Source organism: Erysipelothrix inopinata (assembly GCF_014396165.1).
Taxonomy (GTDB): Bacteria; Bacillota_I; Bacilli_A; order Erysipelotrichales; family Erysipelotrichaceae; genus Erysipelothrix; species Erysipelothrix inopinata.
Genome location: NZ_CP060715.1, coordinates 1,261,913 through 1,287,703, shown reverse-complemented (window position 1 = coordinate 1,287,703; position 25,791 = coordinate 1,261,913). Strand labels below are relative to the sequence as shown.

General features: G+C 36.2%; 31 protein-coding genes and 2 tRNA genes. 9 read left to right on the top strand and 24 right to left on the bottom strand.

The features are described 5' to 3' along the window. Genes H9L01_RS06290 through H9L01_RS06265 form a run of 7 tightly spaced genes read right to left on the bottom strand, consistent with a single transcriptional unit; the run spans window position 1 to window position 4,228 of the window. Entirely contained in the window at window positions 1-897 is an 897-nt protein-coding gene (locus tag H9L01_RS06290) for an aldolase/citrate lyase family protein (RefSeq protein ID WP_187533125.1), read from the bottom strand. Further along, a complete protein-coding gene (gene citD / locus H9L01_RS06285; protein WP_187533124.1) occupies window positions 885-1,205 on the bottom strand; it encodes a citrate lyase acyl carrier protein in 321 nt (106 codons plus the stop codon). Before citD ends, H9L01_RS06290 begins: the two co-directional genes overlap by 13 nt. Beyond that, the gene (citC, locus tag H9L01_RS06280; protein WP_187533123.1) at window positions 1,192-2,229 is read right to left on the bottom strand and encodes a [citrate (pro-3S)-lyase] ligase; all 1,038 of its coding nucleotides are present in this window, start codon (window positions 2,227-2,229) and stop codon (window positions 1,192-1,194) included. Before citC ends, citD begins: the two co-directional genes overlap by 14 nt. A gap of 11 nt (window positions 2,230-2,240) precedes the next feature. Next, window positions 2,241-2,375 carry an OadG-related small transporter subunit gene (locus tag H9L01_RS10880; RefSeq protein ID WP_281381168.1) on the bottom strand — a complete coding sequence of 45 codons (135 nt, stop codon included), beginning with the start codon at window positions 2,373-2,375 and terminating at the stop codon, window positions 2,241-2,243. Between the two features lie 15 nt (window positions 2,376-2,390). Then, window positions 2,391-3,503 (bottom strand): sodium ion-translocating decarboxylase subunit beta, encoded by a 1,113-nt coding sequence (locus H9L01_RS06275; RefSeq protein ID WP_187533122.1) that lies wholly within the window; start codon window positions 3,501-3,503, stop codon window positions 2,391-2,393. 19 nt (window positions 3,504-3,522) lie between these two features. Beyond that, on the bottom strand, window positions 3,523-3,915 hold the full coding sequence (locus tag H9L01_RS06270; protein WP_187533121.1) for a biotin/lipoyl-containing protein: 393 nt from the start codon (window positions 3,913-3,915) through the stop codon (window positions 3,523-3,525). Further along, a complete protein-coding gene (locus H9L01_RS06265; RefSeq protein WP_187533120.1) occupies window positions 3,908-4,228 on the bottom strand; it encodes a hypothetical protein in 321 nt (106 codons plus the stop codon). The genes H9L01_RS06270 and H9L01_RS06265 overlap by 8 nt, the downstream gene beginning before the upstream one ends. Window positions 4,229-4,409: 181 nt before the next feature. On the opposite strand from H9L01_RS06265, the gene H9L01_RS06260 reads away from it, so the two are divergent. Both H9L01_RS06260 and H9L01_RS06255 read left to right on the top strand, forming a co-directional pair. Next, window positions 4,410-5,390 carry a biotin--[acetyl-CoA-carboxylase] ligase gene (locus H9L01_RS06260; RefSeq protein WP_187533119.1) on the top strand — a complete coding sequence of 327 codons (981 nt, stop codon included), beginning with the start codon at window positions 4,410-4,412 and terminating at the stop codon, window positions 5,388-5,390. Next, a complete protein-coding gene (locus H9L01_RS06255) occupies window positions 5,380-5,910 on the top strand; it encodes a biotin transporter BioY (RefSeq protein WP_187533118.1) in 531 nt (176 codons plus the stop codon). The genes H9L01_RS06260 and H9L01_RS06255 overlap by 11 nt, the downstream gene beginning before the upstream one ends. A gap of 36 nt (window positions 5,911-5,946) precedes the next feature. Here the strand turns inward: H9L01_RS06255 and H9L01_RS06250 are convergent, their stop codons facing one another. Together H9L01_RS06250 and H9L01_RS06245 are read right to left on the bottom strand one after the other, a co-directional pair. Beyond that, window positions 5,947-7,347 carry a CitMHS family transporter gene (locus H9L01_RS06250; RefSeq protein ID WP_187533117.1) on the bottom strand — a complete coding sequence of 467 codons (1,401 nt, stop codon included), beginning with the start codon at window positions 7,345-7,347 and terminating at the stop codon, window positions 5,947-5,949. 201 nt (window positions 7,348-7,548) lie between these two features. Beyond that, entirely contained in the window at window positions 7,549-9,102 is a 1,554-nt protein-coding gene (locus H9L01_RS06245) for a phosphoenolpyruvate carboxykinase (ATP) (protein ID WP_187533116.1), read from the bottom strand. Window positions 9,103-9,292: 190 nt separating this feature from the next. On the opposite strand from H9L01_RS06245, the gene H9L01_RS06240 reads away from it, so the two are divergent. After that, window positions 9,293-9,595 carry a hypothetical protein gene (locus H9L01_RS06240; RefSeq protein WP_187533115.1) on the top strand — a complete coding sequence of 101 codons (303 nt, stop codon included), beginning with the start codon at window positions 9,293-9,295 and terminating at the stop codon, window positions 9,593-9,595. A 137-nt stretch (window positions 9,596-9,732) separates the two neighbouring features. Beyond that, window positions 9,733-10,017 (top strand): hypothetical protein, encoded by a 285-nt coding sequence (locus H9L01_RS06235; RefSeq protein ID WP_187533114.1) that lies wholly within the window; start codon window positions 9,733-9,735, stop codon window positions 10,015-10,017. 9 nt (window positions 10,018-10,026) lie between these two features. Here H9L01_RS06235 and citG read toward each other — a convergent pair whose 3' ends face one another. The 5 genes from citG to H9L01_RS06210 form a co-directional block, all read right to left on the bottom strand. Further along, window positions 10,027-10,848, bottom strand: a complete 822-nt coding sequence (citG, locus tag H9L01_RS06230; protein ID WP_246448935.1) for a triphosphoribosyl-dephospho-CoA synthase CitG — start codon at window positions 10,846-10,848, stop codon at window positions 10,027-10,029. Further along, window positions 10,845-11,540 (bottom strand): GntR family transcriptional regulator, encoded by a 696-nt coding sequence (locus H9L01_RS06225; protein WP_187533113.1) that lies wholly within the window; start codon window positions 11,538-11,540, stop codon window positions 10,845-10,847. Before H9L01_RS06225 ends, citG begins: the two co-directional genes overlap by 4 nt. Before the next feature lie 185 nt (window positions 11,541-11,725). Beyond that, window positions 11,726-12,508, bottom strand: coding sequence for an ABC transporter permease (locus H9L01_RS06220; RefSeq protein WP_187533112.1), 783 nt, complete (start codon window positions 12,506-12,508; stop codon window positions 11,726-11,728). Continuing rightward, window positions 12,495-13,223, bottom strand: coding sequence for an ABC transporter ATP-binding protein (locus H9L01_RS06215; protein WP_187533111.1), 729 nt, complete (start codon window positions 13,221-13,223; stop codon window positions 12,495-12,497). Before H9L01_RS06215 ends, H9L01_RS06220 begins: the two co-directional genes overlap by 14 nt. Beyond that, window positions 13,220-14,110: an ABC transporter substrate-binding protein gene (locus tag H9L01_RS06210; RefSeq protein ID WP_187533110.1), complete on the bottom strand. Its 891-nt coding sequence runs from the start codon at window positions 14,108-14,110 to the stop codon at window positions 13,220-13,222. The genes H9L01_RS06215 and H9L01_RS06210 overlap by 4 nt, the downstream gene beginning before the upstream one ends. 323 nt (window positions 14,111-14,433) lie before the next feature. Here H9L01_RS06210 and H9L01_RS06205 point away from each other — a divergent pair, with 323 nt between their 5' ends. Genes H9L01_RS06205 through H9L01_RS06190 form a run of 4 tightly spaced genes read left to right on the top strand, consistent with a single transcriptional unit; the run spans window position 14,434 to window position 17,861 of the window. Next, a complete protein-coding gene (locus tag H9L01_RS06205; RefSeq protein WP_223151003.1) occupies window positions 14,434-15,630 on the top strand; it encodes an ABC transporter ATP-binding protein in 1,197 nt (398 codons plus the stop codon). Next, window positions 15,623-16,264, top strand: a complete 642-nt coding sequence (locus H9L01_RS06200) for an ABC transporter permease (RefSeq protein ID WP_187533109.1) — start codon at window positions 15,623-15,625, stop codon at window positions 16,262-16,264. Before H9L01_RS06205 ends, H9L01_RS06200 begins: the two co-directional genes overlap by 8 nt. Then, complete coding sequence (locus H9L01_RS06195; protein WP_187533108.1) at window positions 16,261-17,232, top strand: osmoprotectant ABC transporter substrate-binding protein; 972 nt, start codon at window positions 16,261-16,263, stop codon at window positions 17,230-17,232. The genes H9L01_RS06200 and H9L01_RS06195 overlap by 4 nt, the downstream gene beginning before the upstream one ends. Then, complete coding sequence (locus tag H9L01_RS06190; RefSeq protein ID WP_187533107.1) at window positions 17,229-17,861, top strand: ABC transporter permease; 633 nt, start codon at window positions 17,229-17,231, stop codon at window positions 17,859-17,861. The genes H9L01_RS06195 and H9L01_RS06190 overlap by 4 nt, the downstream gene beginning before the upstream one ends. A gap of 39 nt (window positions 17,862-17,900) precedes the next feature. Here H9L01_RS06190 and H9L01_RS06185 read toward each other — a convergent pair whose 3' ends face one another. Continuing rightward, window positions 17,901-18,788, bottom strand: a complete 888-nt coding sequence (locus H9L01_RS06185) for a helix-turn-helix domain-containing protein (protein WP_187533106.1) — start codon at window positions 18,786-18,788, stop codon at window positions 17,901-17,903. 103 nt (window positions 18,789-18,891) lie between these two features. Further along, window positions 18,892-19,905, bottom strand: coding sequence for an NAD-dependent epimerase/dehydratase family protein (locus H9L01_RS06180; protein ID WP_187533105.1), 1,014 nt, complete (start codon window positions 19,903-19,905; stop codon window positions 18,892-18,894). A gap of 191 nt (window positions 19,906-20,096) precedes the next feature. Here H9L01_RS06180 and H9L01_RS06175 point away from each other — a divergent pair, with 191 nt between their 5' ends. Continuing rightward, the gene (locus tag H9L01_RS06175) at window positions 20,097-20,966 is read left to right on the top strand and encodes a helix-turn-helix transcriptional regulator (RefSeq protein WP_187533104.1); all 870 of its coding nucleotides are present in this window, start codon (window positions 20,097-20,099) and stop codon (window positions 20,964-20,966) included. A 40-nt stretch (window positions 20,967-21,006) separates the two neighbouring features. Here the strand turns inward: H9L01_RS06175 and H9L01_RS06170 are convergent. The 8 genes from H9L01_RS06170 to rplM form a co-directional block, all read right to left on the bottom strand. Then, window positions 21,007-21,082 (bottom strand) — tRNA-Ala (locus H9L01_RS06170). 27 nt (window positions 21,083-21,109) lie between these two features. Continuing rightward, a tRNA-Ile gene (locus H9L01_RS06165) sits at window positions 21,110-21,186 on the bottom strand. 192 nt (window positions 21,187-21,378) lie between these two features. Continuing rightward, window positions 21,379-21,723 (bottom strand): P-II family nitrogen regulator, encoded by a 345-nt coding sequence (locus H9L01_RS06160; RefSeq protein ID WP_187533103.1) that lies wholly within the window; start codon window positions 21,721-21,723, stop codon window positions 21,379-21,381. A gap of 10 nt (window positions 21,724-21,733) precedes the next feature. After that, window positions 21,734-22,903 carry a cation:proton antiporter gene (locus tag H9L01_RS06155; RefSeq protein ID WP_187533102.1) on the bottom strand — a complete coding sequence of 390 codons (1,170 nt, stop codon included), beginning with the start codon at window positions 22,901-22,903 and terminating at the stop codon, window positions 21,734-21,736. Between the two features lie 744 nt (window positions 22,904-23,647). Further along, window positions 23,648-24,415, bottom strand: coding sequence for a type II toxin-antitoxin system death-on-curing family toxin (locus tag H9L01_RS06150; protein WP_223151002.1), 768 nt, complete (start codon window positions 24,413-24,415; stop codon window positions 23,648-23,650). Window positions 24,416-24,495: 80 nt separating this feature from the next. Further along, on the bottom strand, window positions 24,496-24,735 hold the full coding sequence (locus tag H9L01_RS06145; RefSeq protein WP_187533101.1) for a virulence RhuM family protein: 240 nt from the start codon (window positions 24,733-24,735) through the stop codon (window positions 24,496-24,498). Window positions 24,736-24,855: 120 nt separating this feature from the next. Beyond that, entirely contained in the window at window positions 24,856-25,263 is a 408-nt protein-coding gene (gene rpsI / locus H9L01_RS06140) for a 30S ribosomal protein S9 (RefSeq protein ID WP_187533100.1), read from the bottom strand. An 8-nt stretch (window positions 25,264-25,271) separates the two neighbouring features. Beyond that, the gene (gene rplM, locus H9L01_RS06135) at window positions 25,272-25,709 is read right to left on the bottom strand and encodes a 50S ribosomal protein L13 (protein WP_187533099.1); all 438 of its coding nucleotides are present in this window, start codon (window positions 25,707-25,709) and stop codon (window positions 25,272-25,274) included. Window positions 25,710-25,791: the final 82 nt, after the last annotated feature.

The following is a 25,791-nucleotide window of genomic DNA, read 5'->3' as shown; positions in this document are numbered from 1 at the left end:
TTATTCCCCTTTCCCTTCTACATCAATTCCCGCTGCACGCGCAAGCATTAAGACACGTTCTGCACGTTCAACAATTGGTTTATCGATCATCTTACCGTTTAGAGCTACAACACCTGATCCTTTTGCCTCAGCTTCATTGATAGCATCAATAACGTCTAAAGCATTGCGGATTTCTTTGTCTGTTGGTCTAAATACAGAGTTTACAACCGGAATTTGACGTGGATTAATAACAGATTTTCCATCAAATCCAATTTGACGGATAAACTCTGCTTCACGACGAAGTGTTTCGGAATCATTAACATCTGAGAAAACAGTATCAACAGCTGCAATACCTGCTGCACGAGCTGCATGAACAATCATTGAGCGTGCAAAGAAAATTTCATCACTGTTACGTTCTGGGTAACGACGTGTTTTCATTGCAGTAACGTAGTCTTCAGCACCTAGAGCTATCCCTACAACACGTGGGCTTGATGTCGCAATACTTAATGCATTAAGAACACCTTGAGGTCCCTCGATGGCTGCAAAGATTTTTGTGGATCCAACTTCACGTCCACATTTCTTTTCAACTTCTTCAATAACTGCTTCAACAGCATGAACATCATCTGCTGATTCAGTTTTAGGAAGACGAATTACATCGATACCAGCACGAACCATCGCATTGATATCATCGCGACCACCTTGTTCTAAATCGTTAATTCTTACGAGTGTTTCTGTATCCCCAAAATCTAATGTTTTCACTGCTTGATAAACTAAAAATCGTGATGTATCTTTTTCTTTTAATGAGATTGAATCTTCAAGGTCAAACATAATGGAGTCCGCTCCATACAAGTTAGCATCACGTAACATTCCAGGATTACTTGCTGGAATGAACATCATCGTTCTTCTTAAACGTTCCATGTTTCAATTTCCTCCCAGTTAATCGATTCTACTTGTCCCGCAGCGCGGTGAACAACAGCAATAGTACGTGCTTTGATTGTACAATCTAAGGCACCTTTATCAACAATTGATACCTTAGCATCTGTAACACCCATATTCGCAAGTGTTTCTAAAACTACTTTACGAATTTGTTTCCCAAATTGGAACTCGACGCTACTTTGTAAATCAATTTCAATTCCTTTTCCTTCATTACTATCAATCATTATTTGTAAATCAGATGATTCTAATGTTCCTGCTACAGCAGGATTTTTAATTTCAAACTTTGTCATGGTACTTTCCTCCATTTCGTAATTCATGAACAAGGTGTTGACCTTCATCAGATACTAAATACTCTAGTGTTGTTTCAGGAACCAATTTCTTAACGGTTTCTAGGTCATTGATCTTTAAGGCTTTCCGTACTCGTGAAGCACTGATTACCTCATGATCAAATTCTTTACGTGGTATAATTTCCAACTCTATTTCCGAATTAAGAATACTTGATAGGGCTTGATTGTAAATGGCTGTTGCTTGTGAATAAGGTTCTTCGCCAACAAAGCGTTTCGTAATATGCATCGCCTGAGCAACTTGTCTGAAGATGCTTGCATCCAAGGATGCATGAACGTATGTTACATCTGCTTCTTCTTTGAGGAAGTAGGAAGGAAATGTTTGGCTTGATACCATATAATTTCCCGTCTCTACGACTTCAACATTTTTCAGATGTGCGGTACCTGCTTTCACAAGGTTGAATCGAACAGCGGCTGGAAACTCTGATATATCTTCTGATAACACAAAGACATAAACATGTTCTGAATGTTGTGATGCATATTCAACAAGGTATTGATGTCCTTTCGTAAAAGGATTTGCATTCATAACAATCGCAGAAGAATCTGGTTTATCATGTGCTAATTCTTTTAACTTATTGAGGTATTCATCAAAACCATGTACTGCCTTTTCTAAAAAGACAAGATCTTCAACTGTAGCGATTTCTTTGAAACCGAGATACTTAAATGAAACTACGGATTCAGGTTTCGTATAGACATAAACTGCGGTATATCCCTGTTCCATAACCTCACTCATTAAAAATGAGATGAGTTGATTCAGAACCGGACCTCCAGTGTAATCTTTACATACCGCAATACATTTTAAGATATTTCGATATATTGAACCTGTTGCAATCAAACGATTGTCTTCATAAACACCATATGTGGCATCGACATTATCTTCATGACGGATGGATGCAGCATTTAAAAATGCTACCCATCGATCATATTCATCTCGATGTCTCTTGGTAGGAATACGACGAATATCAGACATAGACGTTCCTCCTATTTTTCTTCAGGAAATATTTTTAATAAAGCAACACTCGCTAAATAAATAATACCAAGAACAGCAAAGATACCTGCCATTCCTTCAACCATAATCTGTAATGCTTCATATACTAATTTCATATCAACATTCATAGTAATTCTCCTTCCCTATGCAAAGAACATCAAGATCATTCCACCAGCAATAACGGATGCGATTTGTCCGGAGACGTTTGCACCAATTGCATAGTTGAGAACGAAGTTTTGCGGATCTTCTTCAGTTGCTAGTTTTTGAACAACACGTGCTGACATTGGGAATGCTGAGATTCCTGCTGCACCAATCATTGGATTGATTTTTTCTTTTCTAAATAAATTCAAGAATTTTGCAAATAAGACACCACCGATAGTATCCATAATAAATGCTACAAGACCAAAACCAATAATCATCAATGTTTGCACATTAAGGAATTGATCTGCAGTCATTTTAACTGCAATGGTGAATCCAAGAAGAATAGATACTAAGTTAACCAATTCATTTTGAGCTGTGGTACTCAGACGATCGAGAACACCACATTCTCTGAGTAAGTTACCAAACATGAGGAATCCTACGAGTGGAAGTGAAACTGGTGAGATAAATCCCGCAACAATTGTGATTACAATTGGGAATAAAATCTTTGTACGTTTCGATACACCACTTGCTTTATATTCCATTTTAATTGCACGTTCTTTTTTAGTAGTAACCAATTTAATAGCACCTGGTTGAATAATAGGTACTAATGCCATATATGAATATGCCGCAACGGTAATTGGCCCTAACAATTCAGGTGCTAATTTATTCGCAACGAATATTGAGGTTGGACCATCGGCAGCACCAATAATTCCAATGGATGCGGATTGTGGTAAAGTAAATCCTGCAAGTACAGCTACGATAACTGTAAAGAAAATTCCAAATTGAGCTGCTGCACCGTAGAGTAACATTGATGGATTTTGAAGTAGTGGTCCAAAATCAATCATCGCTCCAATACCAATGAATATCAGCAAGGGAAACAGTTCAGTCTCAATCCCTGCTTTGAAGAGAATGTTTAGGACTCCTTCGGGTCCTCCAGGTTGAGTAATCAATCCTGAGTTTGGAAAGTTAACGAGTATTGCTCCTAACCCCATAGGAACTAAAAGTGTTGGTTCATACTCTTTCACAATTCCTAGATAAATAAGCACACAACCGATTCCCATCATAATAAGTTGAGGAATGGTAACCTGCATAAATCCCTGTAGTAAAAATTCCATAATCTTCCCTGCTTTCTATTTAGTTAATGACAACCATTACTTCACCAACATCAACACTTGTTCCTTTTGTTGTGTAGATAGCTGCAACAGTTCCTGCCTTAGGAGCAACAATGTTGTTTTCCATCTTCATAGCTTCTAAAACAAGTAAGACATCATTTTCATTGACTGTGTCTCCTACGTTCACAGCAACGGATAAAATATTTCCCGGCATTGGTGCCACAATTTCTGTACCACCTTCAACATGTACTGGTGCACTTGCTTGAGGTTGCGGTGTTGGTGCTGGTTCTGCTTCACTTACTGCTTGAACAGGTGCTGCTGGCTGAGAAAATGATAATCCTTCTGGATTTCCAATTTCTTCCATTTCCACGACATATTCTTTATCATTTAATTTAACTCTAAATTTTCTAAGCATCTTTACTGCTCCCTTCCTCTGTTATACGTACCAAGCGAAACGTTGATTCTGGCTTATCATGAGCCAAGACGGCAGCCGCAATAATCGCTGCAGCTTCTTTATCTTGATCAACGCGACGAATCGATTTGACACGGACTTTCGCATCATCATAACTTGTTGATAAAATTGCCGATGCAATCACTGCAACTTCATCATGTTCTTCACGATCAAGGACTTCTTCTGTGAAGTCTATTTTATGTTCTAAAGGTTTCACAAGGTCTGACTTCATAATTGGTTCATCAGTAATTAACTTCTTACGTTTTACCCAAAACATTGATACACCTGTCCTTTCTACATCTTAATTATAGTCTCTCCCAATTTACCACGATACATCTTGAGTGTTCTTTACGTGTATAAACACTTAAAACACACCCTATTGTAAACTTACGTTTCACATGTGGTTTACAATCAATCGTTATCATGATATTCTGTAGAAAATAAATGGAGGCACTATTATGAAAACTGTTCTTGAATTCTTGGAAGAACATCCTGACCAATTCGTCAGTGGCGAATTAATTGCGAACGCTTTATCAATGACTCGCGCTAACGTTTGGAAAGAAATCCAAAAACTTAAATCTAAAAACTATTGTATTGAATCTGTTCGAAATCAGGGTTATAAACTTTTATCACGAAATAATAACATTTCCGTTTCCTACATTGAGTCATTACTTAATCCCAATACTTTGCGTGGCATCGAGTATCTTGAATCTGTTGATTCAACGAATACGTATGCTAAAGATCTCGCCAAGGATTCCAATCTGAGTGATGTTTTGATTGTTTCTGATAATCAAACCGCGGGTCGGGGTCGTATGGGAAGAAGTTTCTACTCTCCTTCTCAAAACGGTGTCTACATGAGTTTTATCTTAAGACCGACCACCCATCTCGAAGATACACAACTTTTAACGCTTGCTGCAGCAGTTGCTGTCATCAAGAGTCTCAAGCAATGTCTTGATATTGATGCTCAAATCAAATGGCTTAACGATATTTACATCAACAATCAAAAGCTTTCCGGCATCTTAACAGAAGGTGAGATCATTCTTGAATCTCAAAGTTATAAATATTTAGTATTGGGAATTGGTATCAATGTCTTTACAGACAATGATATTCCCGATTCAATTTCAAATATTTATACCTCAATCGATAAACACACTACCCGTGCCATTGATCGCAACGAGTGTGTTGCAGCTATCGCTAATAATTTCTACGAAATTTATAACTCATTACCAGATAGTCGTGAGAAATTATTGGATGAATATCGTACAGCTTGCTTCATTCTTGGTGAAGAAGTTTGGATTAATAACGATCCAAAACAAGCAGTAACCGCTGTAGATATTAATGATCAAGGACATCTTCTTGTTAAAGATAATCATGGTAATGAAAGACTGCTCTACTCTGGAGAAGTCAGTATTGGAGGAAAATTCAAACATGAAAGCTAAAGATTTATCACTTGCAGCGTTGTTCGCATGCTTTATTGCAATCTCTGCATTTATCAAAATTCCCTTACCCGTTATACCTTTTACTTTACAGGTATTTGCAATCTGTCTTACCGCATTAACATTGACATTTCAACAAACATTTTTTGCGATATTAATCTATATTTTACTTGGATTGATTGGTCTCCCTGTTTTTGCAGGTGGAATGTCTGGCATTCAAGTCTTTATGTCCCCTACATTTGGGTTCATTCTTGGATTCATTCCAATGGCCTTAACACTCAACACCCTCTACAATCGTCTCCCGAAGAAACAGAAATGGCTCGCATTCATTGCAAGTGAAATTGTACTTTATGCTATTGCACTTCCAATTCTATATTTCAACGTAAAGATGAATAGCGGTGTTTCAATTCCTTTAAGTAAATTGTTTGTTGCTTACTGGTTTACGTTCATCCCAACCGATACGATCTCAATGTTATTAAGTGTATGGGTAAAGGAACGTTTCTTATCTGGTATTAAGCGTTAATAACAAAGATAGCTGGTAGTGATACCAGCTATACTTTTATTTATAGAATGGTACTGCTCCTGTTAAGCCTGCTGTGACAATGAAGATAATAAAGATACCACATGCCCATTTAGCTGATTCTTTTTGCCATTCTCCCATATCCAATCCTGTCATTTGTAACAAGAGATAGATAAAGGCAACGAGTGGACTGAGTAAGTGGAATGCTTGTCCAAGTAAGGAAGCCACTCCAAGTTCCATTTGTGTCCAACCATAGCTTTCTCCAGCTGTTGTTAATACTGGAAGAACACCATAGTAGAATGCATCGTTTGATAAGAAGAATGTTCCAGGTGCTGATAAGAATGCAACTACAAGTCCCCAGAAGCGTCCGAAGCTTGTTGGAATCATCTTAGTTAAACTTAATGCAAGACCATCTGACATTCCTGTACTTGTAAAGAGACCGGTAAAGACCCCTGCACCAAGTACTAAGATAACAACCGCAACGGCATCACCTGAGTTTTCATGAAGTCGCACTTTTTGATCTTTAAGTTTAGGATAGTTCATCATTAATGCGATAACAGTACCTACTAAGAATAGGAATACTGATGGGAAAGTATTTTCCATCATTAATAATGTAATAATTGTAATTGTAAGAATTAAGTTAGGCCAGAACAAATGAGGACGACGCATCTTTAGGACTTCTTCATCTGTAATTGTTGTAAGGTCAGCAAGTTCTTTTTCATCAAGAACTTTGATACCAAGACGTTTACGTTCTTGGAGTCCTAGATATACCGCAACACCCATCATATAGATAACGGAAATAACCATTCCTGGTGTTAATGCGCGAAGAACTTGGGAATCCATACCGTTTAATTCTGGTAATACAGAGATAACACGTGCTGTAGGACCACCCCATGGTAGTAAGTTCATGATGGTGTTCATCAAGATAACCATAACAGCCAAGTTCATCATCTTCATATTAAGTTTCTTATAAAGTGGTATAAATGCCGTACAGGTTATCAGTGTTGTCGTCGTTCCATCACCATTTAGTGATACCGCTGCAGCAACAACCCCTGTAGCTATTAAGACACGAAGTGGATCCCCATTCGCAAATTTAATCATCAACTTCGTAATTGGGTCAAACATCCCTGCATCTAACATCAAAGCAAAGTAGAATATTGCAAAGAGTAACATGATTCCTGTTGTCGAGGTTTTCTTAATACCTCCAAGAACAAAGTCACCCAAAATCCAAATTTGATCCATAAATCCAATTGTAGACGCATCAGTTAATTTCTTTACTTCCATAATCTGATCTGTATACAATCCCATAAATGAACCAATCAATGCAAATACCAAAGGTACTATAATCAAAGCAGTAAATGGTGATAGTTTCTTTTTCATAATTAAGAATAAGAATACTATAATCATTGTCCATGCCAGAATAGTTATTGCATTAAACATAATTTCTTCTCCTCCCTTTCGGATATTCTCGCTTTGAGAATGTATTCACATCATAATATTGGAAAGCGTTTACATCAATGGGTTTAACGACTAAAAAACATCTAATATACACTGTGAACACTTCGTGAACACTGCGTGACACAGAATTCATTTGCATTTTAAATGTTATAAAAATAAAGAGGAACAAACATTGTCCCTCTTTTATAAACCGCTTAAAATAGCCTTAATGCTCTCATGTGCTTCCTGTGGAAGCCATGTCCAAGCATTCGCATCTGCAAGGAAATTATGACGCAATTCAAAGGTCTTCTTAATTTTCTCAAGATAACTTTGTGAATTTATATCCGGTTTGAAGTTTTCTTGAACCAAATATTTCATTGTTTTTGTAGAACCAAATGGTTCAAACTCACCTGTTTCAGTTAGAATTTGATCAATCGCATCAAATGTCGTTTCAGGAGTTACCTTCTTTCCATCGAAGTATCCTGTATTTAAAACATAACATTTTACATTTTGTTTTGAGAATAGATTCTTAAACTGCTGATAATCCTCAACCAATGGATAAATTCTGAATGGATTCGCATAGGGTTCAATTACAAGCTTTCCAACTTCCTTGGTATTTTCAGCATTGCTACGTGTTGTCGTGAGTGTTGCTCCCATAACTGCTGCTAGGGCTGGATCGGTAATTTGAATACATGGTGGAAATGCATCATCACGCATAATCCAAAAAATACGAGTGAGTGGTGTCTCAATATAATCAACACGGTTTTCTCTTGCGTAGCGCGATTTAATACAACGCCCATTGCCATTTCGGATATCCTCTGTAACCAAGACAAGATTGCCATCCTTATCTTTTGTGACTCCATTGTTTTGCACACTTATAAACGAAGCAATATCGGGATGATCCATTGCATAATCTGCCGTTTTATCAAAATAGGACGGTTCCAGAGCTATGGTACTGAGATTTTCTTCATGAATTATAAAAGCATCGTCATGTAATACTTGGACATCATCAGCATGTTTAGGTTTTGAAAACGTAATCGTAGACTTTCCCGATCCGGATAATCCAAATACACCAATTGTTTCTTCTCGATTTTTGTGACGGAGATATTTCACACCTCCGTGACAGGGAATATATCCATATAGTTTTGATGCATTCCATGTTAATGAGAGAAGTGCTTTTTTAATTTCTCCAAAATAATTTAATCCAAGTACAGCTCCCACATGACTTTCAGGATCCAATACAACCAAACCATGTGGATAATTTGGATCACGCCAGTTTGCATCAACATACAAATAAAGCGTTTCTTTAGGGTTTTCAATTAACCCCGACTCAAAGTTTATAACTGTATTATAAAGATTGTTGATTTGGTTATCAGGTACCATAACATGAGCATTCACTTCAAAATTTTCATTCAGACCAATGTGGATATCCGTTTTATAGAATGTTCTTTCATGATTCGCCCTGATACAATCTTGCAGTACTTTAAGTTCTTGCATATTCTTATTTCCAGTAACAATAACCCGTGCAGAAGCAGTTCGACCAACAATAGAGCCATTATTATCAACAAGTACCTTGGCATTCTTAGGAAGTCCGAGTTCTTGGGTATGATGAACAGGGATATCAGTTACAATGCTCGCTGGATCTTGGCAAGCCAAGTCATAAATATCAGATCTCGAATTGAGGCACTTTACATGATTATGGTAAAAAGCAGTCTCAATAGTTGTACGGAATGATTGATGAATACTAAGTGGGTTCATAGTATACCTCCTAATTTAATCCTAACACTTTTCTGATACTTGAAGTGTACTTATTAAGTATCTGTTGTATTTAATATGTTTTTTAGATAAATCCTGTTCGACTTACATAGCTATCAGAAATAAATTATGATATCGTAAAGATAACAATATATAGAAAGGAATGTATTGCTATCAATACAACCGAACACCTATGATCAACCGCATTCGTTTTTTTGATACACCTCAAGAAATTCAAGATTTTTTACATAGCAAATACACGAAGGGATATACATTAACCAAGATAAAATATGGTTTTTATTTCTTCAAAAAGAGTGACACCCCTCAAGAAGTAACGTTATACATCGAGAAAAACGCACCACAACGTGCTCAAGCTGTTTCTGTTACCGAACACACTTCTTCACATGTTACCATTTCTTATTCTGCTGGTAAAAAACAAAATTTTGAAGAACTATCCCCGATTTACTCGCAATTTTTTATAACCAACAACTCTTAGATTTCAATCAATTTATAACCAATTCATCGATTGTACTCGCAGTCATTCAAGCCATCTTTATCTGGACAAACATTTTCCCGCGATCCCTATCAGGTTGGCTCCTTGCTGGTTTTATTTCTTTCTTCTTTATTAATTACATGCAAGCACGTAAATTTAAGAAGAATGTTTACAAACCACTCTTACTTACAACTGACGCCATCGATTATCCAGGCACCCTCACATTTATATTTATATTAAGCAGAAAGCTTCGTGATGATGAAATATCAGAGCTTAATGAAATGGGCAAGCTAGAGTACTCAAACCCTAAGAATAATGAACATGTTTATAAATTCAAAAGCTTAAAGAAATACAGAGACGTAGAGAATCTCTTCAAATCGTTTGATAACATTAAATTTAAAATATATACAGCATCCGTAAAATAACAGGTATCTCTACCTGTTATTTTTTTCTATAATTTCTTTTTGATAGTAATAAAGGAAAATCGATACAGCAAGTAAGTCCGCACTTCCTCCTGGGCTCAAATTATCTTCTATAAATTTTGCATTCATTTCTGATAAATGCTGATTCAAATTGTCATATGCTTTTCGAGACCATTCTTTTCCTGTTTGAAGTCCTTTATAGCCACCCCGTTTTAGCATATTTGCATCATCATTGGATGCCATGATTGCAAGTAAGGCATGTTTGAGACGCGTATCAAACGATCTGTCCTTTTTAGCTAAAATTGGATATCCAACATTAAAAGCATGCGGAATTCCACTTTCTACTTCACCACGAATGCCTGTATAGCCATATAGTTGGAACATCTTTTCACCATGTGTGCGGTATTCTTGTAGATCTTTAAGTTCATTATCAACAAGTCCTGCAGTCATAGTTTTAATCGCGTCTTGAAGTTCCAATAAGGTAGGGTTATCAAGATAACCAATGGCCGCTAAAATGATTCCGAACATAAAGTTTGCGCCTTTATGTGTATTTACATTTTCAGTCGCTGAAAACATTCGCGATTCATTTTCCATCCCTATTTCACGAATAAGATTAAAGAGCTCTTTTAAGTCACCCTGATGATTCATACCCGTTTCGATGTATATTTTAAATCCTGGAATTAATGCGAAACAACTTTCCATGAATGTAATGTAATCCATATCCTGGTGTGCACCCGAATCAACAGGATCAACCAATCCTGGTTTGGGATAAAGACTTACTTCCACAACCAAAGCCTTTGTCGCACACGATACAAGTTTATCAATGTCAATCATTTTTTAGTTTGTCTCTCAAGTTCGAGAAGAATAAATTCTTCTGACAGCATTAAATGTTCCGCAATAACAAGACGCATTTGTTCAACATCGCCATTTTTAAGGCAACGGAAAATAAGACGGTGTTCTGCCAAGGCACGTTCACGACGTTTATCTGCTGTTAAAGAGATATCACGAAAACGCATTAAATAGTCACGGAGTCGATTTTGAATTGACTCAAGCCGCGGCATTTCCGCAAACTCATAAATCATCGTATTAAATTCTTTCGACATTTCAATGACACCTTCTACATCATGGTTTCGTTGTGCTTCATCTGTTTTATCGAGCAATGTTTCCATCTTTATTGCTTTTTCTTCAGTCATTAGTTTCATCGCATTAGTTGCGGCTAAGATATCCAATGCAGTACGGATCTGGTAAATCTCTTTTACATCTTCAACATCAAAAGTTGAAACGACGATACCATAATTAGGAATGTATTCCACAATTTCCTCGTCTTGGATTCTACGCAATGCTTCTCGTACTGGTGTACGACTCACATTTAATGATTCAGCGTAGTATTTTTCATTGATGCGTTCCCCCATTGGAATCACACCCGTAATAATTGCAGTTCGTAATCCATCATAAATAATTTGATTCAATGGTAAGTTTTGACTTAAATCAATCATTTCAATTACTTTATCGATATAGACACTCATATTCTCCTCCTTATCATCCCCATGTCAAAATACCGTATTGCTAACTATAGTATAAAGTAATTGCAAAGATATAAAAATGCGTGTATACACTCTAAACACTAAAAATACACTTTCTCATTGTTTTGTCACACTGATTTCATCAAATATCCTTGTTTCTATATCAAAAAAGACCTAAATCCGAAGAATTAGGCCTGTATACTTTCTCGTTTCATTTTCGTTTCAATCGTTTTCCAATGGCAAACCTTAGCTTCTATACAATCAATTACCATGAAAATAAGAAGTCCCAGTACGCCTAAAGCCGTTATACCGCAAAACATGTTGACATAATTAGCCATAGCCCATGCATTCATAATATAGTAGCCAATACCATAGCTAGTCGCAAAATTTTCCGCGAAAAACAGGACTGCAATGCTTACTCCAACACTACTTCTAAGTGCTGTGAACCATTGCGGTAGAATTGCCGGTATAATAAGATGTTTCAAAGCATCTCTTTTTTGTAGACCGAGTGATTGGAAGGAGTCAAACCACGAAACTGGTATCTCTTTCACGGCATCTTTCGCAGATAATATAAATTGAAAGACAATCACTACGAAGATTAAGATAATTTTAGGGAGTTCGTTTAGACCAAATAAAATCATAAATATCGGTAAAAATGCAATTTTAGGTAATGGATAAAGGATATAAACAATCGGAGATAGTGCTTGGTCAAAGCGTTGATTTAAACCCATCGTGATGCCCAGCGTTGTACCAACCAGAGCCGCAAAAAGAATTGCGCAACCAATTCGTTTTAGGCTGACCCAAAGATGGTAAGCGAGTTGATTTGGAAATATTTTTAGTGTTTGAGTGATGGTAGCACCTGGATTAGGTATCGCAGGAGTATCAAGTAATATATAAAGAAGCCACCAAAACAATAACACCATACCAAACCCATAGAGAATTGACAGCCCTTTGGTCTTAAATTGTTTCATTGAGATATCCTCTAACCTTCAAACATTGTTGATGAAACGCTTCGGAACTCCGTGCATCATCACTTCGATCTAAATCATTATTTAGGTCATGGGTAATTTTGCCTTGATTCATCACTAAAATGCGATCTCCTAAAAAGACAGCTTCCTCAATATTATGCGTAACCACCAATACTGTTAACTTATTTTGAGCAGACAAATCTCGTATTTGATCTTGTATGGCTTCTTTTGTTATCGAATCAAGAGCCGATGTCGCTTCATCCATCAATAGTAGATCTGGTTCCAAGATGAGACTTCTGCCCAAAGCGACACGCTGACGCTGACCACCACTGAGCTCAGTAGGATAGCGATTTTCAAGTCCCTTAAGTCCCAGTTTGTCTAGAGTACTTTGAAGTTTATGATTGATTTCATCTTTTGCATACCCTTTAGATTTCAATGGAAAAGATATGTTATCCGCAACTGTTTTCCAAGGAAACAAACCGTAATCTTGAAGAATCAAGCTCGAACTTGAACGAACATCATTGAGAGTTTCACCATCAATTTCAATGACTCCTTGATTCCCTTTTTTAAGTCCAGCGATACAATACAAAAGCGTCGTTTTACCACAACCCGAAGGTCCAATTAGAGTACAAATCGTCCCCTTTTGAATGTGTAGATTAAGATTTTCAATAACAGACTGTTCTCCATACCTAACAGTTAACGCATTGATATCAATCATTTTGTAAACTGTGGGTCAACCAAGTCCTTATAGCTAACCTTCACATCAGTATTAAGAGTTCGATTATTCCACTCAATAATTTTATTTACAAACGCTTCATCTGGAACGCGTGCTTCATGGTAAGTTGGTAAAACCATAAGTTTTGAAACTTCTTCTTTTAAATCTAGTTTTTGCACTAATACGTTACGTGCAAGTTCTGGATTTTTATTAATTTCAGTGACAGCCTTATTGTATCCTTCGTGGAATTTCTTAATTTCGGTATTTTTTTCTTTAATTGCTTTATCCGTAAAAATCATCACATCCGGAGAGAAATTATCCTTGGATTCAAATACTGTTTTCTTCAGTCCATTTGCTTCCCCTTGAGATGCTACTGGTTCAGGAACAACAACCATATCCAATCCACCTTTCGCTACTAATTCTAGTCGAGCAGGAATTTCATTTATATATTCTTTATTAATGGTGTAATTACTTAAATACTCATCACTTAAGTAGTTTGTAACACTCACTTCCATCATGCCTACTTTAATATCCGATTTTTCTTCGAATTTTGGTGAAGTTAGAATTGGAAAGACGCCATCTGTAGAAAGTGTTACTTTCATTTCAAAACCATTATCAACATTATTAACTAAAGCAATAACATCTGTCATCGCACCATCGAGTTCCCCACTTTGAAGTGCAGCTTGACGATTCATAGCATTCGTATAAACATCTGCTTCCAACTTCAATCCTAATTCCTCAAAATATCCATTTTCAATAGCAACAAAAATGGGTGCTGTATCCACCGCAGGCATCACTCCAATTTTTAAAGTTTGAAGTTCTTCCTTAGGTTTACTTTGACAACCTGTAACTAATAATAAAGCAACAATACATCCTAATATTTTTTTCATAAAGCCTCCTGAAATTATTACGCTTATTAATTATATCTTTTTTAAAACCCAATTTAAGCGTTATTAAGAGGATTTGAGCACTCAATTATTTAAGTTAAAGTTTGTATGTCTGAGAGTTCTACTGCTTGTGAAAAACACCGTGAAAATCTCATTGATTTAATAGAAATTTGCAAAAAATCATCACAGTGATATAATTATCCTACCAATGCATGACATGATGTCACGATAAACTATAGAGAACATATTGATGTTCTTTTTTATTAAAACTTTTAATTTTAAGTCTCCGAGTCATGTTCATCATTGCTATTGGAGGAAGTAAGATTATGATTGAATTCAAAAATGTATGCAAAACATTCGGGACTAAATCTGCCGTAAATAATGTAAATATTCAGATAGAGACAGGATCTTTCGTTTGCTTCATTGGAACGTCAGGAAGTGGTAAAACCACAACCATGCGTATGATCAACCGAATGATTGATCCAAGTACAGGACAAATCTTGATTAATGGTGTTGATATTAAAACAATCAATGAAGTTCAGCTGAGACGTCAAATTGGATATGTTATCCAACAAATCGGTTTAATGCCGCACATGACAATTTATGACAACATAACTTTAGTTCCAAAACTATTAAAATGGGATGAGGAGAAATCAAGACAAAAAGCTTTAGAGTTGATGGAACGTGCTGACTTACCTGAAACGCTTCTTGAAGCCTATCCTTCGGAATTAAGTGGTGGTATGCAGCAACGTGTTGGGGTAATTCGTGCTTTGGCTGCGGATCAATCCATTATTCTTATGGATGAGCCATTTGGGGCATTGGATCCGATTACTCGTGATGCATTGCAACGATTTGTTAAACAGCTTCAAAAAGATATGAATAAAACGATTGTCTTTGTAACACATGATATGGACGAAGCTTTAGCCATGGCAGATAAAATTGTAATCATGGATAAAGGTGAAGTTATCCAACAAGGTACGCCAGAAGAAATACTAATTAATCCTGCTAATGATTTTGTACGGCACTTAATTGGTGAAGAACGCCTTCAACAGGCAATTTTTGAGTACGAATCCGTTGAGAAATTGATGATTGATCCGATTAAAGTAACGGATGATATGACAATCCGTGATACTGCAATACGCATGCGTAAAACAAAAGTCGATGATATCTTAATTGTTGATAAAGATGATGTTTTAATTGGTCGTGTTGATATTCGTGCCTTAACAAAAGTCAAAAACCGCAATGAAAAAGTGAGTACGATTATGAAGAAAGTTACTTATATTCAAAATGATACAACGATTCGTGATGCTATTTATTATGTTCAAGAATTAGGTCATCGAAATATTTCAGTTGTTGATTCTAAAGGACGTCTTGTAGGAATTGTAACTCGTGGTGCGATTGTACAAGCTGTTTACGACGCGTTATGGAAAGACTATGAACCTCAAGCTGATGAGGATGCAGATATGGAACTTTCTGATAAAGCTCTGGCAGCTTCTACATACGAAGGTGATTTAAATGAATGATTTTATAGCACTACTACCCACACTCATAACTAAGATAGGACAACATCTTATCATTAGTTTATCAGCATTGGGTTTGGGATGTCTTATCGCAATTCCTCTTGGTGTTATTATCAGTCGTAGCAAACGACTCTCATCCGTTGTTATTGCGATTGCCTCGGTCCTTCAAACAATTCCATCACTTGCATTACTAGCAATGATTGTTCCCATTATGGGGGTTGGACGTAAACCTGCAATTGTCGCATTATGTATTTATTCGTTACTCCCAATTTTAAGAAATACTTTTCTTGGAGTACAGTCCGTAGATTCCAGTATTGTCGATGCTGCGAAAGGAATGGGAATGAATCCATTTCAACAAATTAAGGCTGTCCAAGTCCCACTTGCCTTCCCAGTAATTATGTCTGGGGTCAGACTTTCAACTACGCTTGTTCTTGCATGGACAACCCTAGCTTCATATATTGGGGCAGGAGGTTTGGGTGATCTTATCTTTAGTGGTCTCAATAATTTTAATATGACACTTATTTTATCGGGTACCTTTCCGATAATCATTCTTGCTTTCATCATCGATTTAATTCTTGAAAAAGTAGAAATTGCTTGGACACCGAAGACAGAACGAAAGGGAGGAGAATCATTATGAAAAAATTTATCATAACGCTTCTTTCATTAACACTGTTAACAGGATGTACGCTACCGGGTTTGGGAGCGAATGCTCAATCCAACGATATTGTTATTGCTGGTGGGAACACAACAGAACGACAAATTCTGACAGAAATTCTGGTTCAAATGACACAACACTATATTCCAGACGTTAAAGTCTCTCAAATTAACAATCTCGGATCAACCTTACTTATCTATCAAGCCTTAACTCGAAACGATGCTAACGTGGCGGGGGCAATGTATACTGGGACATCATTAACTGGTGAGCTTCACATGGATCCAATTACCGATCCTAAACTGGCAATGGAAACCGTACAAAAAGAATACTATAATCGTTACCAAATGCTCTGGTTTCCATCATACGGATTTGAAAACTCGTATGCATTCATGGTGACACGAAAGTTTGCTGAAGAAAACAATCTCTCTAAAGTTAGTGATTTTGAAAATCTGTCATCTACCCTTAAAGTCGGAGTAGACTCATCATGGATTGATCGTCCGGGTGATGGTTATGAATCCTTTAAAGAACTATATGGCTTTAGTTTTACGAACCTTTATCCCATGGAAATCGGTTTAGTCTATAACGCTCTTCAAGTTGATGAAATGCAAGCTGTACTCGGTTATTCAACCGATGGTCGTATTGAAGCTTATGATCTTGTAATCTTAGAAGATGATAGAAATCTCTTTCCGCCCTATGATGCAAGTCCGCTACTTTCCATCAAGCTCCTAGAAGCACATCCTGAGTTAGAAACGGTATTCTTAAAATTAGAAAACCAGATACCTCAAGATGTCATGCAAGGCTTAAATCGAAAAGCAGATGAATTAAAGATTGAACCTAAGAAAGTTGCACAGCAATTCTTAGAAGAGAATAACTACTTTGAATCGGTACAACCAACGCCATTATCACAGCGTGATGGGTATTCTTGGTACCAAGAAAGGAGTGCTCAATGATTTCAGAAATATTACAATATTATGCAACAAACGGGAACCTCGTCTTAGAACAATTTCTACGACACTTTCTAATATCAATTTATGGTGTCTTATTTGCTTCAATCGTTGCTATTCCATTAGGATTCAAGATTGCACGCCACCGGAAACTTGCACCGTGGGTTATCCGAATTGGTAATGTCATCCAAACCATTCCATCACTGGCAATGCTTTCAATCTTAATGATCGTGATGGGACTGGGACCCAATACTGTTGTGATGACTGTATTTTTATATTCCCTTTTACCAATAGTGAAAAACACCTATACAGCCGTACTTAATGTTCAACCTCAACTTCTTGACGTTGCGAAAGGAATGGGAATGACGTCACGTCAAATTCTTCTTAAAGTTGAATTACCATTATCCATGTCAATTATTATTGGGGGAATCCGGAATGCTCTTGTGCTTGCTATCGGTATCACCGCTATAGGTACCTTTATAGGGGCCGGAGGTCTGGGAGACATAATCACTCGCGGAATCAACGTATCCAACGGGAGCGCCATTGTATGGGCTGGTGCACTACCAACAGCCTTAATGGCAATACTTGCTGATGTTTCTCTAAGTTATCTAGAGAAAAAGTTAATCAAAGTATAATACTAAAAGAACATGTTCTAAGTTGAACATGTTCTTTTTTTATGAAAGGTCTTCGCCGGATAAAACTCTTTCGATGATGTTATCTGGATCACTTATTTTTATATTGCGATTGTTGAGGTAGCGCAATATTTCAATGTTGTAATGAAACAGGGCCTGATCTCCGCGGTAATAATCGATTTTCAAATCCAGATTAATCACGGTATCTTTTGTTTTCAAAGCAATATATAAAGGCGCTTGCATGATATAGTACATCGCAACCGTCGGATTATTGTACGCTTGAGGGATTGCAATAATATCCTTGTCCTGATACGCACGCGGTTCATATGTGATAATTCCTGATTCAATATCATGATAAGGTATTACACTCAAAAATGACTCATCAGTATCATGGAATAAAAGACTCAAATTTCTTTTCCAAGATTGTTGATAGGTTAAGGGTCCCATGTAATAAATTCCTTCATCAGCAATCATCCAGTAAGGATAGATCTTGCTACTGTATAGTGCAAATATAGCAAAACTTAGAAGAAGTCCAACAGTGATATTAATTGGGACACGATAGGCAAACGTACTCTCAAGCGTTACACTGTTATTAAAGAATATTGACCAAATACCTAACGCCAGAAACATTGTTGAACTCATCGTTAAAAATACAAATTGATTACAAAAGAACTTCTTTAAAAATATTTTACGATTAGGTTTGATTCCAATAACAAATGGTTTTTTAATAAACTTATCACCTGTCACCAATTCATCAATGCTCACTTCAAAAATTTCTGCCAAACGAATCAAGTTTGATAAATCAGGATACGTATTTCCCTGTTCCCACTTTGAAATAGTCTGGCGAGAAACAAAAAGCTGATCAGCAAGATCATCTTGAGTTAAATTTAACTTGAGTCGATTCAATCGAATGCCTTCTCCTAATTTCATGTTATCATACCTCTTATTTGCTTTTATCATATCACGTTTCAAGTAATATATATTAAAAAAGAGGACGCGTCCTCTTTGATTTAATTATGAATATGTAACGTTTCTAATCTACTTTCATATCGATTACTTCGACATTAGCATCCACAACATCGATACTTAAACGAATTGAATCGTGAATTGCTTCAATGATATCATCTTCAGTAACTCCCAGTTGTGTGCTACCTTCATTCTTATCAATAAACATATTTGAAAATTGAAGATCCGCAAATTTGACCATGTTGAGACCTGAATCGAGTCCTTTAGATTCAAGTTCGTTTTGTAAAGGTTCTACTGAGGCAATATATTGATCTTTAGTAATATTATAGATAGGTCTTGATTTCAATCCCATTGCATTGTGTACTTCACCCATCAAATCATTCCATGTCATATTTGTATATCCAATTGGATAGAAGTTTCCTCCCTTATTTAACGTTAAGGCACCTACTATTGACTGTCCGACCTGTTTGACTGTAACCATCGTGGTTCCGCCTGTTGGGTAATAGGTAACGTCAGGAGTTGCTCTCACTGAATCCACTAATAATGTCCAGACAGGTTTACGTCCTGGTTGTGTTCCAAAGATATATGGAAGTTCTAACACTGCAACATCAAATGATGCATCAGCCATAGATATTGCAAGTTCTTCTTGATCAACACGACTTCTAATATAAGGGTGTGATTCATAAAGATTAAATTCTGGAAATTTACGATTCATATGTACAAAGTACGATCCCAATACAACAGCATGCTTTACCTTCTGTTCTTTCGCAATCTTTAAGATACGTTGCAATGCGTCAATGTTCCACTTCTTGAAAAAATCATAAACAGGAGATGGGCAATCCACGCGTTCATCAACGCCTGCCGCAAATACAATACCATCCATATCTTTTAGATATTCTGCCATTTCCGCATCACTACATTCAGCATAGTTTCCGAATTTTAAAGTCATTTCTTTAGGAATTGGAGCACCTGTTGGGATTGGAGGAAGTGCTAAGCCCGATACTTCATGACCTGCATCAATAAGTTGACGTGCTGCCTCACTTCCCAACAATCCTGTAGCGCCAATTATAAATACTTTCATAGATTCACCTCATAAACATGATTCATGTTTCCTCTCTATTCGAACTATATCACTAGAATAATTACGATTAGGGTCAAATTAGAACATGAGAGGGGTCGTATCCGGACATAATCTTTGAACATGTTATAATACAAACAAAGAACCGTTAGAATGTGAAAGAAGTCTCTACTTTCACTTAGAGAGGTAAAAGAATGGATTCCGCAATCAAAACAATTAAAGATATTTACCATGAGCTCCTTACACAACCATCAAATATCATTCAATATAAATATCATGATAACCATGAGATACTGGCATTAAAAGAAATTTATGATAAATTTCATATCGAAGAGAAACAATGTGATTCGCTCATATTTATTCATTGTATTTCTGGAAAATTTCAGATTAATGATAAAGATGGTAACCGAGAAGTTTCACCACAAGATACAATATTGATACCTTATATGACTCATCACCAAATAAAGGTACTTGAAGAAACTGAAATTCTAACTCTTTTTGTATCAGGGCGTTATGTCGTACAGAATATTTCTTGGTTTCCCTACGTAAGTAGCTTTTACCAGTTTAATAGTTATAAATTAACAGATGCTATAAATCAAATATATAAGCTTATGGATTGTTATTCAAAAATTGATCGTTTTGGTTTCAATGCTGCGTTAGATACTTTCTTCTATGAGTATTACCTCAAAATTTCTGAACTTGAAGCCGATAATATTCCGAATTGGCAAGGGAACTTCCCTCAAATATTTACTGACATATTACTTTATGTCCATAAAAACTATACCCGACCCATTACACTTGCTGATTTAAGTCAACATTATCCATTGTCACCTCAACACATAAGTCGCTTGTTTAAAAAGTATATGAATCAAACATATAAGGAGTATCTCGATTACTTACGCCTTGAACATGCCGTATACCTAATTATCAATACAGATGATCCTCTTATAAAAATTCTCTATGATGCAGGATTTCCAAATAAGAAATCATTCGCACGTATATTTGAAGCACACTATAACATGCTTCCATCTGAATTCAGAAAACAACATCATCACAAAATATAAAAAAAAGCATCTCGATTGAGATGCTTGTAATTTATAAATTTGGTGGAGCTTATCGGGATCGAACCGATGACCTCCTGCGTGCAAGGCAGGCGCTCTCCCAGCTGAGCTAAAACCCCAAATTTAGAAGATACAGTTAATAAGAATGGTGGGCCTGAATGGATTCGAACCAGCGACCTCACCCTTATCAGGGGTGCGCTCTAACCAACTGAGCTACAGGCCCATTCCCTTGACTGCCTTAATAATATACCATTAAGAATTGACAGTGTCAACATGAATTTGTAAAAAGTTTAAATTAATTTTAAATGTCTTTAAATACGCTTAAAAAGACGGTCTTTTCTACTATTTCCGAAGCCAAATATAAATAATTAAAAAGAAAATCCTCAACATTTTTGAAACATTGAGGATTCAATAATTATTCTTTACGTAAACCGACAACTTTACCCACGGGAATCGTAAACATCATTCCTTGGTTAGGCTGATCCACATCAACAATTTTCGCAACAGCATCCATCGCCTGTTGTAAAAGTGTCTCATTTTCAATCACGGTAAAGATAGTTTTATTGTATGGGTGTTCTCTATCAAATTGTGATTTCAAGGAACCGAAGAGTGCACTCATTTGATTGTCATATTCATAAATCGCAGATCCCATACCTTGAGAATCCAAGATAGTTGCACCTCGAACTCCTACCTGTGTCAACGATGTTAAAACATCTTCTAAAGTATCAACTTGATTTAGTACAATAAATAGAACGTTCATAATGATCCTCCTAAACTGTAATTTCTTTTGCTTTAGTAATCGATATCTTCGCGAGTATCGGGCCAATTATTTCAAATATTAACACTGAAAATAAGATGAGTCCGACTATTTCTTCGCGATACTCTGGTAACTGAGCACTTACTATCATTGAGAGTCCAATAGAAACCCCTCCTTGAGGTAATAGTGCCCATCCAAGGTATTTTCTTATAGTTTCTGAGCTTCCTACACTGACAGCCCCTAAGCGCGTTCCTAGAACTTTCCCTGACATTCTACCCATTACATATACAATACCAATTAATCCAATATTTGTCAGTATCGATAAATCTAATGACGACCCTGCTAACGCGAAGAATAGAATGTTAAAAGGTGGAACAAAATTATTAATTGCATTAAATGTTCTCGAAGGGTTTTGTCCCAAGTTTATATAAGTTGCACCTACCATCATGGCACACAGCAATGAACTCAAGTTCAGTAACATTGAAAGACCTGATGTAAGCAATAACGTAAGAATTATAACCACTACTAACTCTTGCGATGACTTAATATGTTTGGAAATTCTTGAGAGGATAAATCCAATAACAAACCCCAATAATAATGATGCAGCAATTTCTATGAATGGTGCCAATACTAATGATAATGTAGACCCACTCACCTTACCCAATACAACTTTGGATAACGATAAAGCAAGTCCAAACACCATAATCCCTAAAGCATCATCAAGTGCTGCGATAGGCAATATCATATCAGTCATAGGCCCTTTAGCGCGATACTGCTTAATTACAAGCATCGTACCTGCCGGTGCTGTTGCTGCCGACATAGATGCCACCATAAGACTAAATACAAAATCTTGACCCATTATAAAGTACATCAGAATAAAGACAATCACTACCGCACCAATAACTTCTGCTATGGTAATAATCACAACATCTTTTCCTAATTTCTTAATCGTGTCCCACAAGAACTCACCTCCAATATTAAATGCGATTGCAGATAATGTGAACTCATTGATGAAATTGATTACTTGTGAATCACTTTGGGTAATGACATTAAAAAAGGATGTTCCTAAAAATATCCCTCCAATTAAATACCCCGTAACATTTGGAAGATTCAGTTTGCTCGCAAGCTTTCCTCCCATAAAACCAAAAACCAACACTAACCCTAGTTTAATAAATATATTCAAAGCTCTACCTCCTCTAAAAGTATAAGGACAAAAGACTGCATTGTCAAATTATGCAGTCTTTTAGCGGTATTAGTGAATAATAGATTAATTATGAATTCTTCTTAAAAGGGATTTTTTTCTTTCCTTCGCCACCCTTACTTGAATGTTTACAAAATTCAAGTATAAAAACAGTAATGTAAAACCTGTCAACAAGGAACTGTTTGTTGGTACTTTTTCAATTATTTCGAATATAGCATAGATTGAAATCAAGTTAACAACTATTATTGATAGAACATCTACAAACGATTTAATTCTTTTTAGTAATAATATTTTCATCTATTCCTCCCAAAAAAATCCTTTAGGCGATAAAGTCTTACTATGTTAGGAACCTCAAAGAACCTATGAAGATCTCCATCATACAAAACCATCATACTTTAGCATACTATGAAACTCAAGAATTCAGTTCACGGCTGACATAACGTATATGATTATTCTGATTTTTTGAACTTGATCACTTTAGGCAGCGATATCCGTCTTATGAGCCAATTCGGTTTGATACGCTTTGTTTCAATATACAGCAATCAACTTCCTCCAGGCCTTGATGTCGCAACATCGTTTTTGCCTACAGCTTCTTTCAACTATTAGGCTTGGCAATATGCCCATCAACGTAAAATAAGTGGATTGACTAGATTCACTTAGAGACATAATGCATACAACACAGTATTTACGACTTTTACTTATATTTACAATTTAACATCAAAGATTCTAGTATCTTAATAAATTCATAATAAGATTGATTAATAATTCTTTCTCATTTGGATTTGATTCAGCAAGTAAAATCGTCAGTGCTACGAGAGTTTTATTATCAATTATTGGCATACCATTTTGTATTAGCGCATTATTTTTGTCCAAAAAATATACAAATAATGCAGCAGCAATTCTTTTATTTCCATCTATAAATCCATGATTTTTTACAAGAAAGTATAAGAGATGAGATGCTTTCTCTTCCACAGACGGGTATAGCTCTTCGTTATCGAAAGTTTGGTAAATTGCTCCTATACTCGACTTAAAAGCCCCTTCTCTTTCAATACCAAAAACATCTGATTCGTGTTCACGTTTCATCTCATCAATAAACATTTTGCACTCGTCATATTTTAGAACATAAGTTGATGAAACTCCTTTTGGTTTTGCAATTCTTTGATGATCATAGTCATCAAGAAGTTGCAAATCTAATGTATATTGTTCAAGAATATTCAGTATTTCTTTTGATTCAATTTGGTTATCGGTTCTTTCTAAAATTTTTATCAATTGCAATTGTTTTTCATAATTAATTTTAGTTTCATTTAGCACGTAACCTTTAATTGCATATTCTTTTAGTACCGAAGTAGCCCATTTTCTAAATTTTGTTGCTCTTTTAGACTTAACTCGATAACCAACTGAAATAATCATATCGAGATTATAAAAATCCGTTTGATATACTTTCCCATCGGAAGCAGTTGCCGCAAATTTTGCGACAACTGCTTCACGATCCAATTCCTCCACTAAAATATTATTAATATGTTAACCAATTGTTTTTACATCTCTTTCAAACAGTGTTGCAATTTGATTTCTATTTAACCAAACTGTATCTTTTGAACTGTTGCATTTTTTGCAACAGTTGAACTTTTATCCAATTCACCTTCGTTAAAAATGTTATTAATATGTCGAGAAATTGTTGATTTATTTTTATCGAATAATTCAGAAATATCATTCAAAGATAGCCAGACTGTATCTTCTTCTGGACTAACATTTACCTCAACATTCAAAGTATCATCAGTAAAAATTATTACTTTATTTTCTTGTATTTCCCCCATTATATCCACCCTTTTCTTTTATGGAGCTAGTATATCATACTTCCCTAGATTTCTCCCACACATAGAAAACAAAAAAACTCCCACAAGAGTGAGAGTTTCCAAATTTGATAATCTTTGAGATTAACGTTTTGAGAATTGTGAAGCTTTACGAGCTTTCTTAAGACCTGGTTTTTTACGTTCTTTAGCACGTGGATCACGTGTTAAGAATCCAGCTGCCTTAAGTGCTGGACGGTAATCTGCTGATGCTTCTAATAAAGCACGTGAGATACCGTGACGGATTGCTCCGGCTTGACCTGTAAGTCCGCCACCAAATACATTAACTTTAACGTCAAATGTGTTTTGTGTAGCAGTTGCTTCAAATGGTGAGCGAACAACCATTTGTAACAATTCTGATGGTAAATATTCTTCGATTGATTTGTGATTAATTGTAATCACACCTGTTCCAGGAGTTAGATAAACACGAGCAACAGATGTCTTACGACGTCCTGTACCTAAATATGTTACAGCATTCTTTTTCTTTTGTGTCATATTGTCTCCTATCCCTTAATAACCATTTCAATTGGCTGTTGAGCTGCATGAGGGTGGTTATCTCCCTTGTAAACAAACAAGTGTGTACGTTGTTTGTCTCCTAATTTTGTATGTGGTAACATACCGTGAATTGATTTTTCAACCCATTCTACAGTATATTGTTCACGCATAACGCGAGTTGAACGTGTTCTTAATCCTCCAGGATATGATGAATGGCTGTAGTAGAATTTTTTGTATTCTTGATCTCCACTCACTTTAATCTTGTCGGCATTGATAACGATCACATAATCTCCGCAATCAACGTTTGGTGTAAATGTTGGTTTGTGTTTTCCACGTAATACTGTTGCAACTTCGCTTGATAAACGACCTAAAGTCATATCTGCTCCATCAACAATGTACCATTGGCGCACAACCTCTGCTGGTTTCGTCATAGTTGTTTGACGCATGTTATTTTCCTCCTAAACCAAAAGTAGTTTCCGGGGCTACTATTGGCATAAAGTGCCGGTTATTATTGTATGCTTTTTTAGC

Excerpts from the sequence above, each read along its gene's own strand:
- H9L01_RS06290 (WP_187533125.1), bottom strand. The coding sequence starts at position 897 with ATGGAACGTTTAAGAAGAACGATGATGTTCATTCCAGCAAGTAATCCT.
- citD (WP_187533124.1), bottom strand. The coding sequence starts at position 1,205 with ATGACAAAGTTTGAAATTAAAAATCCTGCTGTAGCAGGAACATTAGAA.
- citC (WP_187533123.1), bottom strand. The coding sequence starts at position 2,229 with ATGTCTGATATTCGTCGTATTCCTACCAAGAGACATCGAGATGAATAT.
- H9L01_RS10880 (WP_281381168.1), bottom strand. The coding sequence starts at position 2,375 with ATGAATGTTGATATGAAATTAGTATATGAAGCATTACAGATTATGGTT.
- H9L01_RS06275 (WP_187533122.1), bottom strand. The coding sequence starts at position 3,503 with ATGGAATTTTTACTACAGGGATTTATGCAGGTTACCATTCCTCAACTT.
- H9L01_RS06270 (WP_187533121.1), bottom strand. The coding sequence starts at position 3,915 with ATGCTTAGAAAATTTAGAGTTAAATTAAATGATAAAGAATATGTCGTG.
- H9L01_RS06265 (WP_187533120.1), bottom strand. The coding sequence starts at position 4,228 with ATGTTTTGGGTAAAACGTAAGAAGTTAATTACTGATGAACCAATTATG.
- H9L01_RS06260 (WP_187533119.1), top strand. The coding sequence starts at position 4,410 with ATGAAAACTGTTCTTGAATTCTTGGAAGAACATCCTGACCAATTCGTC.
- H9L01_RS06255 (WP_187533118.1), top strand. The coding sequence starts at position 5,380 with ATGAAAGCTAAAGATTTATCACTTGCAGCGTTGTTCGCATGCTTTATT.
- H9L01_RS06250 (WP_187533117.1), bottom strand. The coding sequence starts at position 7,347 with ATGTTTAATGCAATAACTATTCTGGCATGGACAATGATTATAGTATTC.
- H9L01_RS06245 (WP_187533116.1), bottom strand. The coding sequence starts at position 9,102 with ATGAACCCACTTAGTATTCATCAATCATTCCGTACAACTATTGAGACT.
- H9L01_RS06240 (WP_187533115.1), top strand. The coding sequence starts at position 9,293 with ATGATCAACCGCATTCGTTTTTTTGATACACCTCAAGAAATTCAAGAT.
- H9L01_RS06235 (WP_187533114.1), top strand. The coding sequence starts at position 9,733 with ATGCAAGCACGTAAATTTAAGAAGAATGTTTACAAACCACTCTTACTT.
- citG (WP_246448935.1), bottom strand. The coding sequence starts at position 10,848 with ATGATTGACATTGATAAACTTGTATCGTGTGCGACAAAGGCTTTGGTT.
- H9L01_RS06225 (WP_187533113.1), bottom strand. The coding sequence starts at position 11,540 with ATGAGTGTCTATATCGATAAAGTAATTGAAATGATTGATTTAAGTCAA.
- H9L01_RS06220 (WP_187533112.1), bottom strand. The coding sequence starts at position 12,508 with ATGAAACAATTTAAGACCAAAGGGCTGTCAATTCTCTATGGGTTTGGT.
- H9L01_RS06215 (WP_187533111.1), bottom strand. The coding sequence starts at position 13,223 with ATGATTGATATCAATGCGTTAACTGTTAGGTATGGAGAACAGTCTGTT.
- H9L01_RS06210 (WP_187533110.1), bottom strand. The coding sequence starts at position 14,110 with ATGAAAAAAATATTAGGATGTATTGTTGCTTTATTATTAGTTACAGGT.
- H9L01_RS06205 (WP_223151003.1), top strand. The coding sequence starts at position 14,434 with ATGATTGAATTCAAAAATGTATGCAAAACATTCGGGACTAAATCTGCC.
- H9L01_RS06200 (WP_187533109.1), top strand. The coding sequence starts at position 15,623 with ATGAATGATTTTATAGCACTACTACCCACACTCATAACTAAGATAGGA.
- H9L01_RS06195 (WP_187533108.1), top strand. The coding sequence starts at position 16,261 with ATGAAAAAATTTATCATAACGCTTCTTTCATTAACACTGTTAACAGGA.
- H9L01_RS06190 (WP_187533107.1), top strand. The coding sequence starts at position 17,229 with ATGATTTCAGAAATATTACAATATTATGCAACAAACGGGAACCTCGTC.
- H9L01_RS06185 (WP_187533106.1), bottom strand. The coding sequence starts at position 18,788 with ATGAAATTAGGAGAAGGCATTCGATTGAATCGACTCAAGTTAAATTTA.
- H9L01_RS06180 (WP_187533105.1), bottom strand. The coding sequence starts at position 19,905 with ATGAAAGTATTTATAATTGGCGCTACAGGATTGTTGGGAAGTGAGGCA.
- H9L01_RS06175 (WP_187533104.1), top strand. The coding sequence starts at position 20,097 with ATGGATTCCGCAATCAAAACAATTAAAGATATTTACCATGAGCTCCTT.
- H9L01_RS06160 (WP_187533103.1), bottom strand. The coding sequence starts at position 21,723 with ATGAACGTTCTATTTATTGTACTAAATCAAGTTGATACTTTAGAAGAT.
- H9L01_RS06145 (WP_187533101.1), bottom strand. The coding sequence starts at position 24,735 with ATGGGGGAAATACAAGAAAATAAAGTAATAATTTTTACTGATGATACT.
- rpsI (WP_187533100.1), bottom strand. The coding sequence starts at position 25,263 with ATGACACAAAAGAAAAAGAATGCTGTAACATATTTAGGTACAGGACGT.
- rplM (WP_187533099.1), bottom strand. The coding sequence starts at position 25,709 with ATGCGTCAAACAACTATGACGAAACCAGCAGAGGTTGTGCGCCAATGG.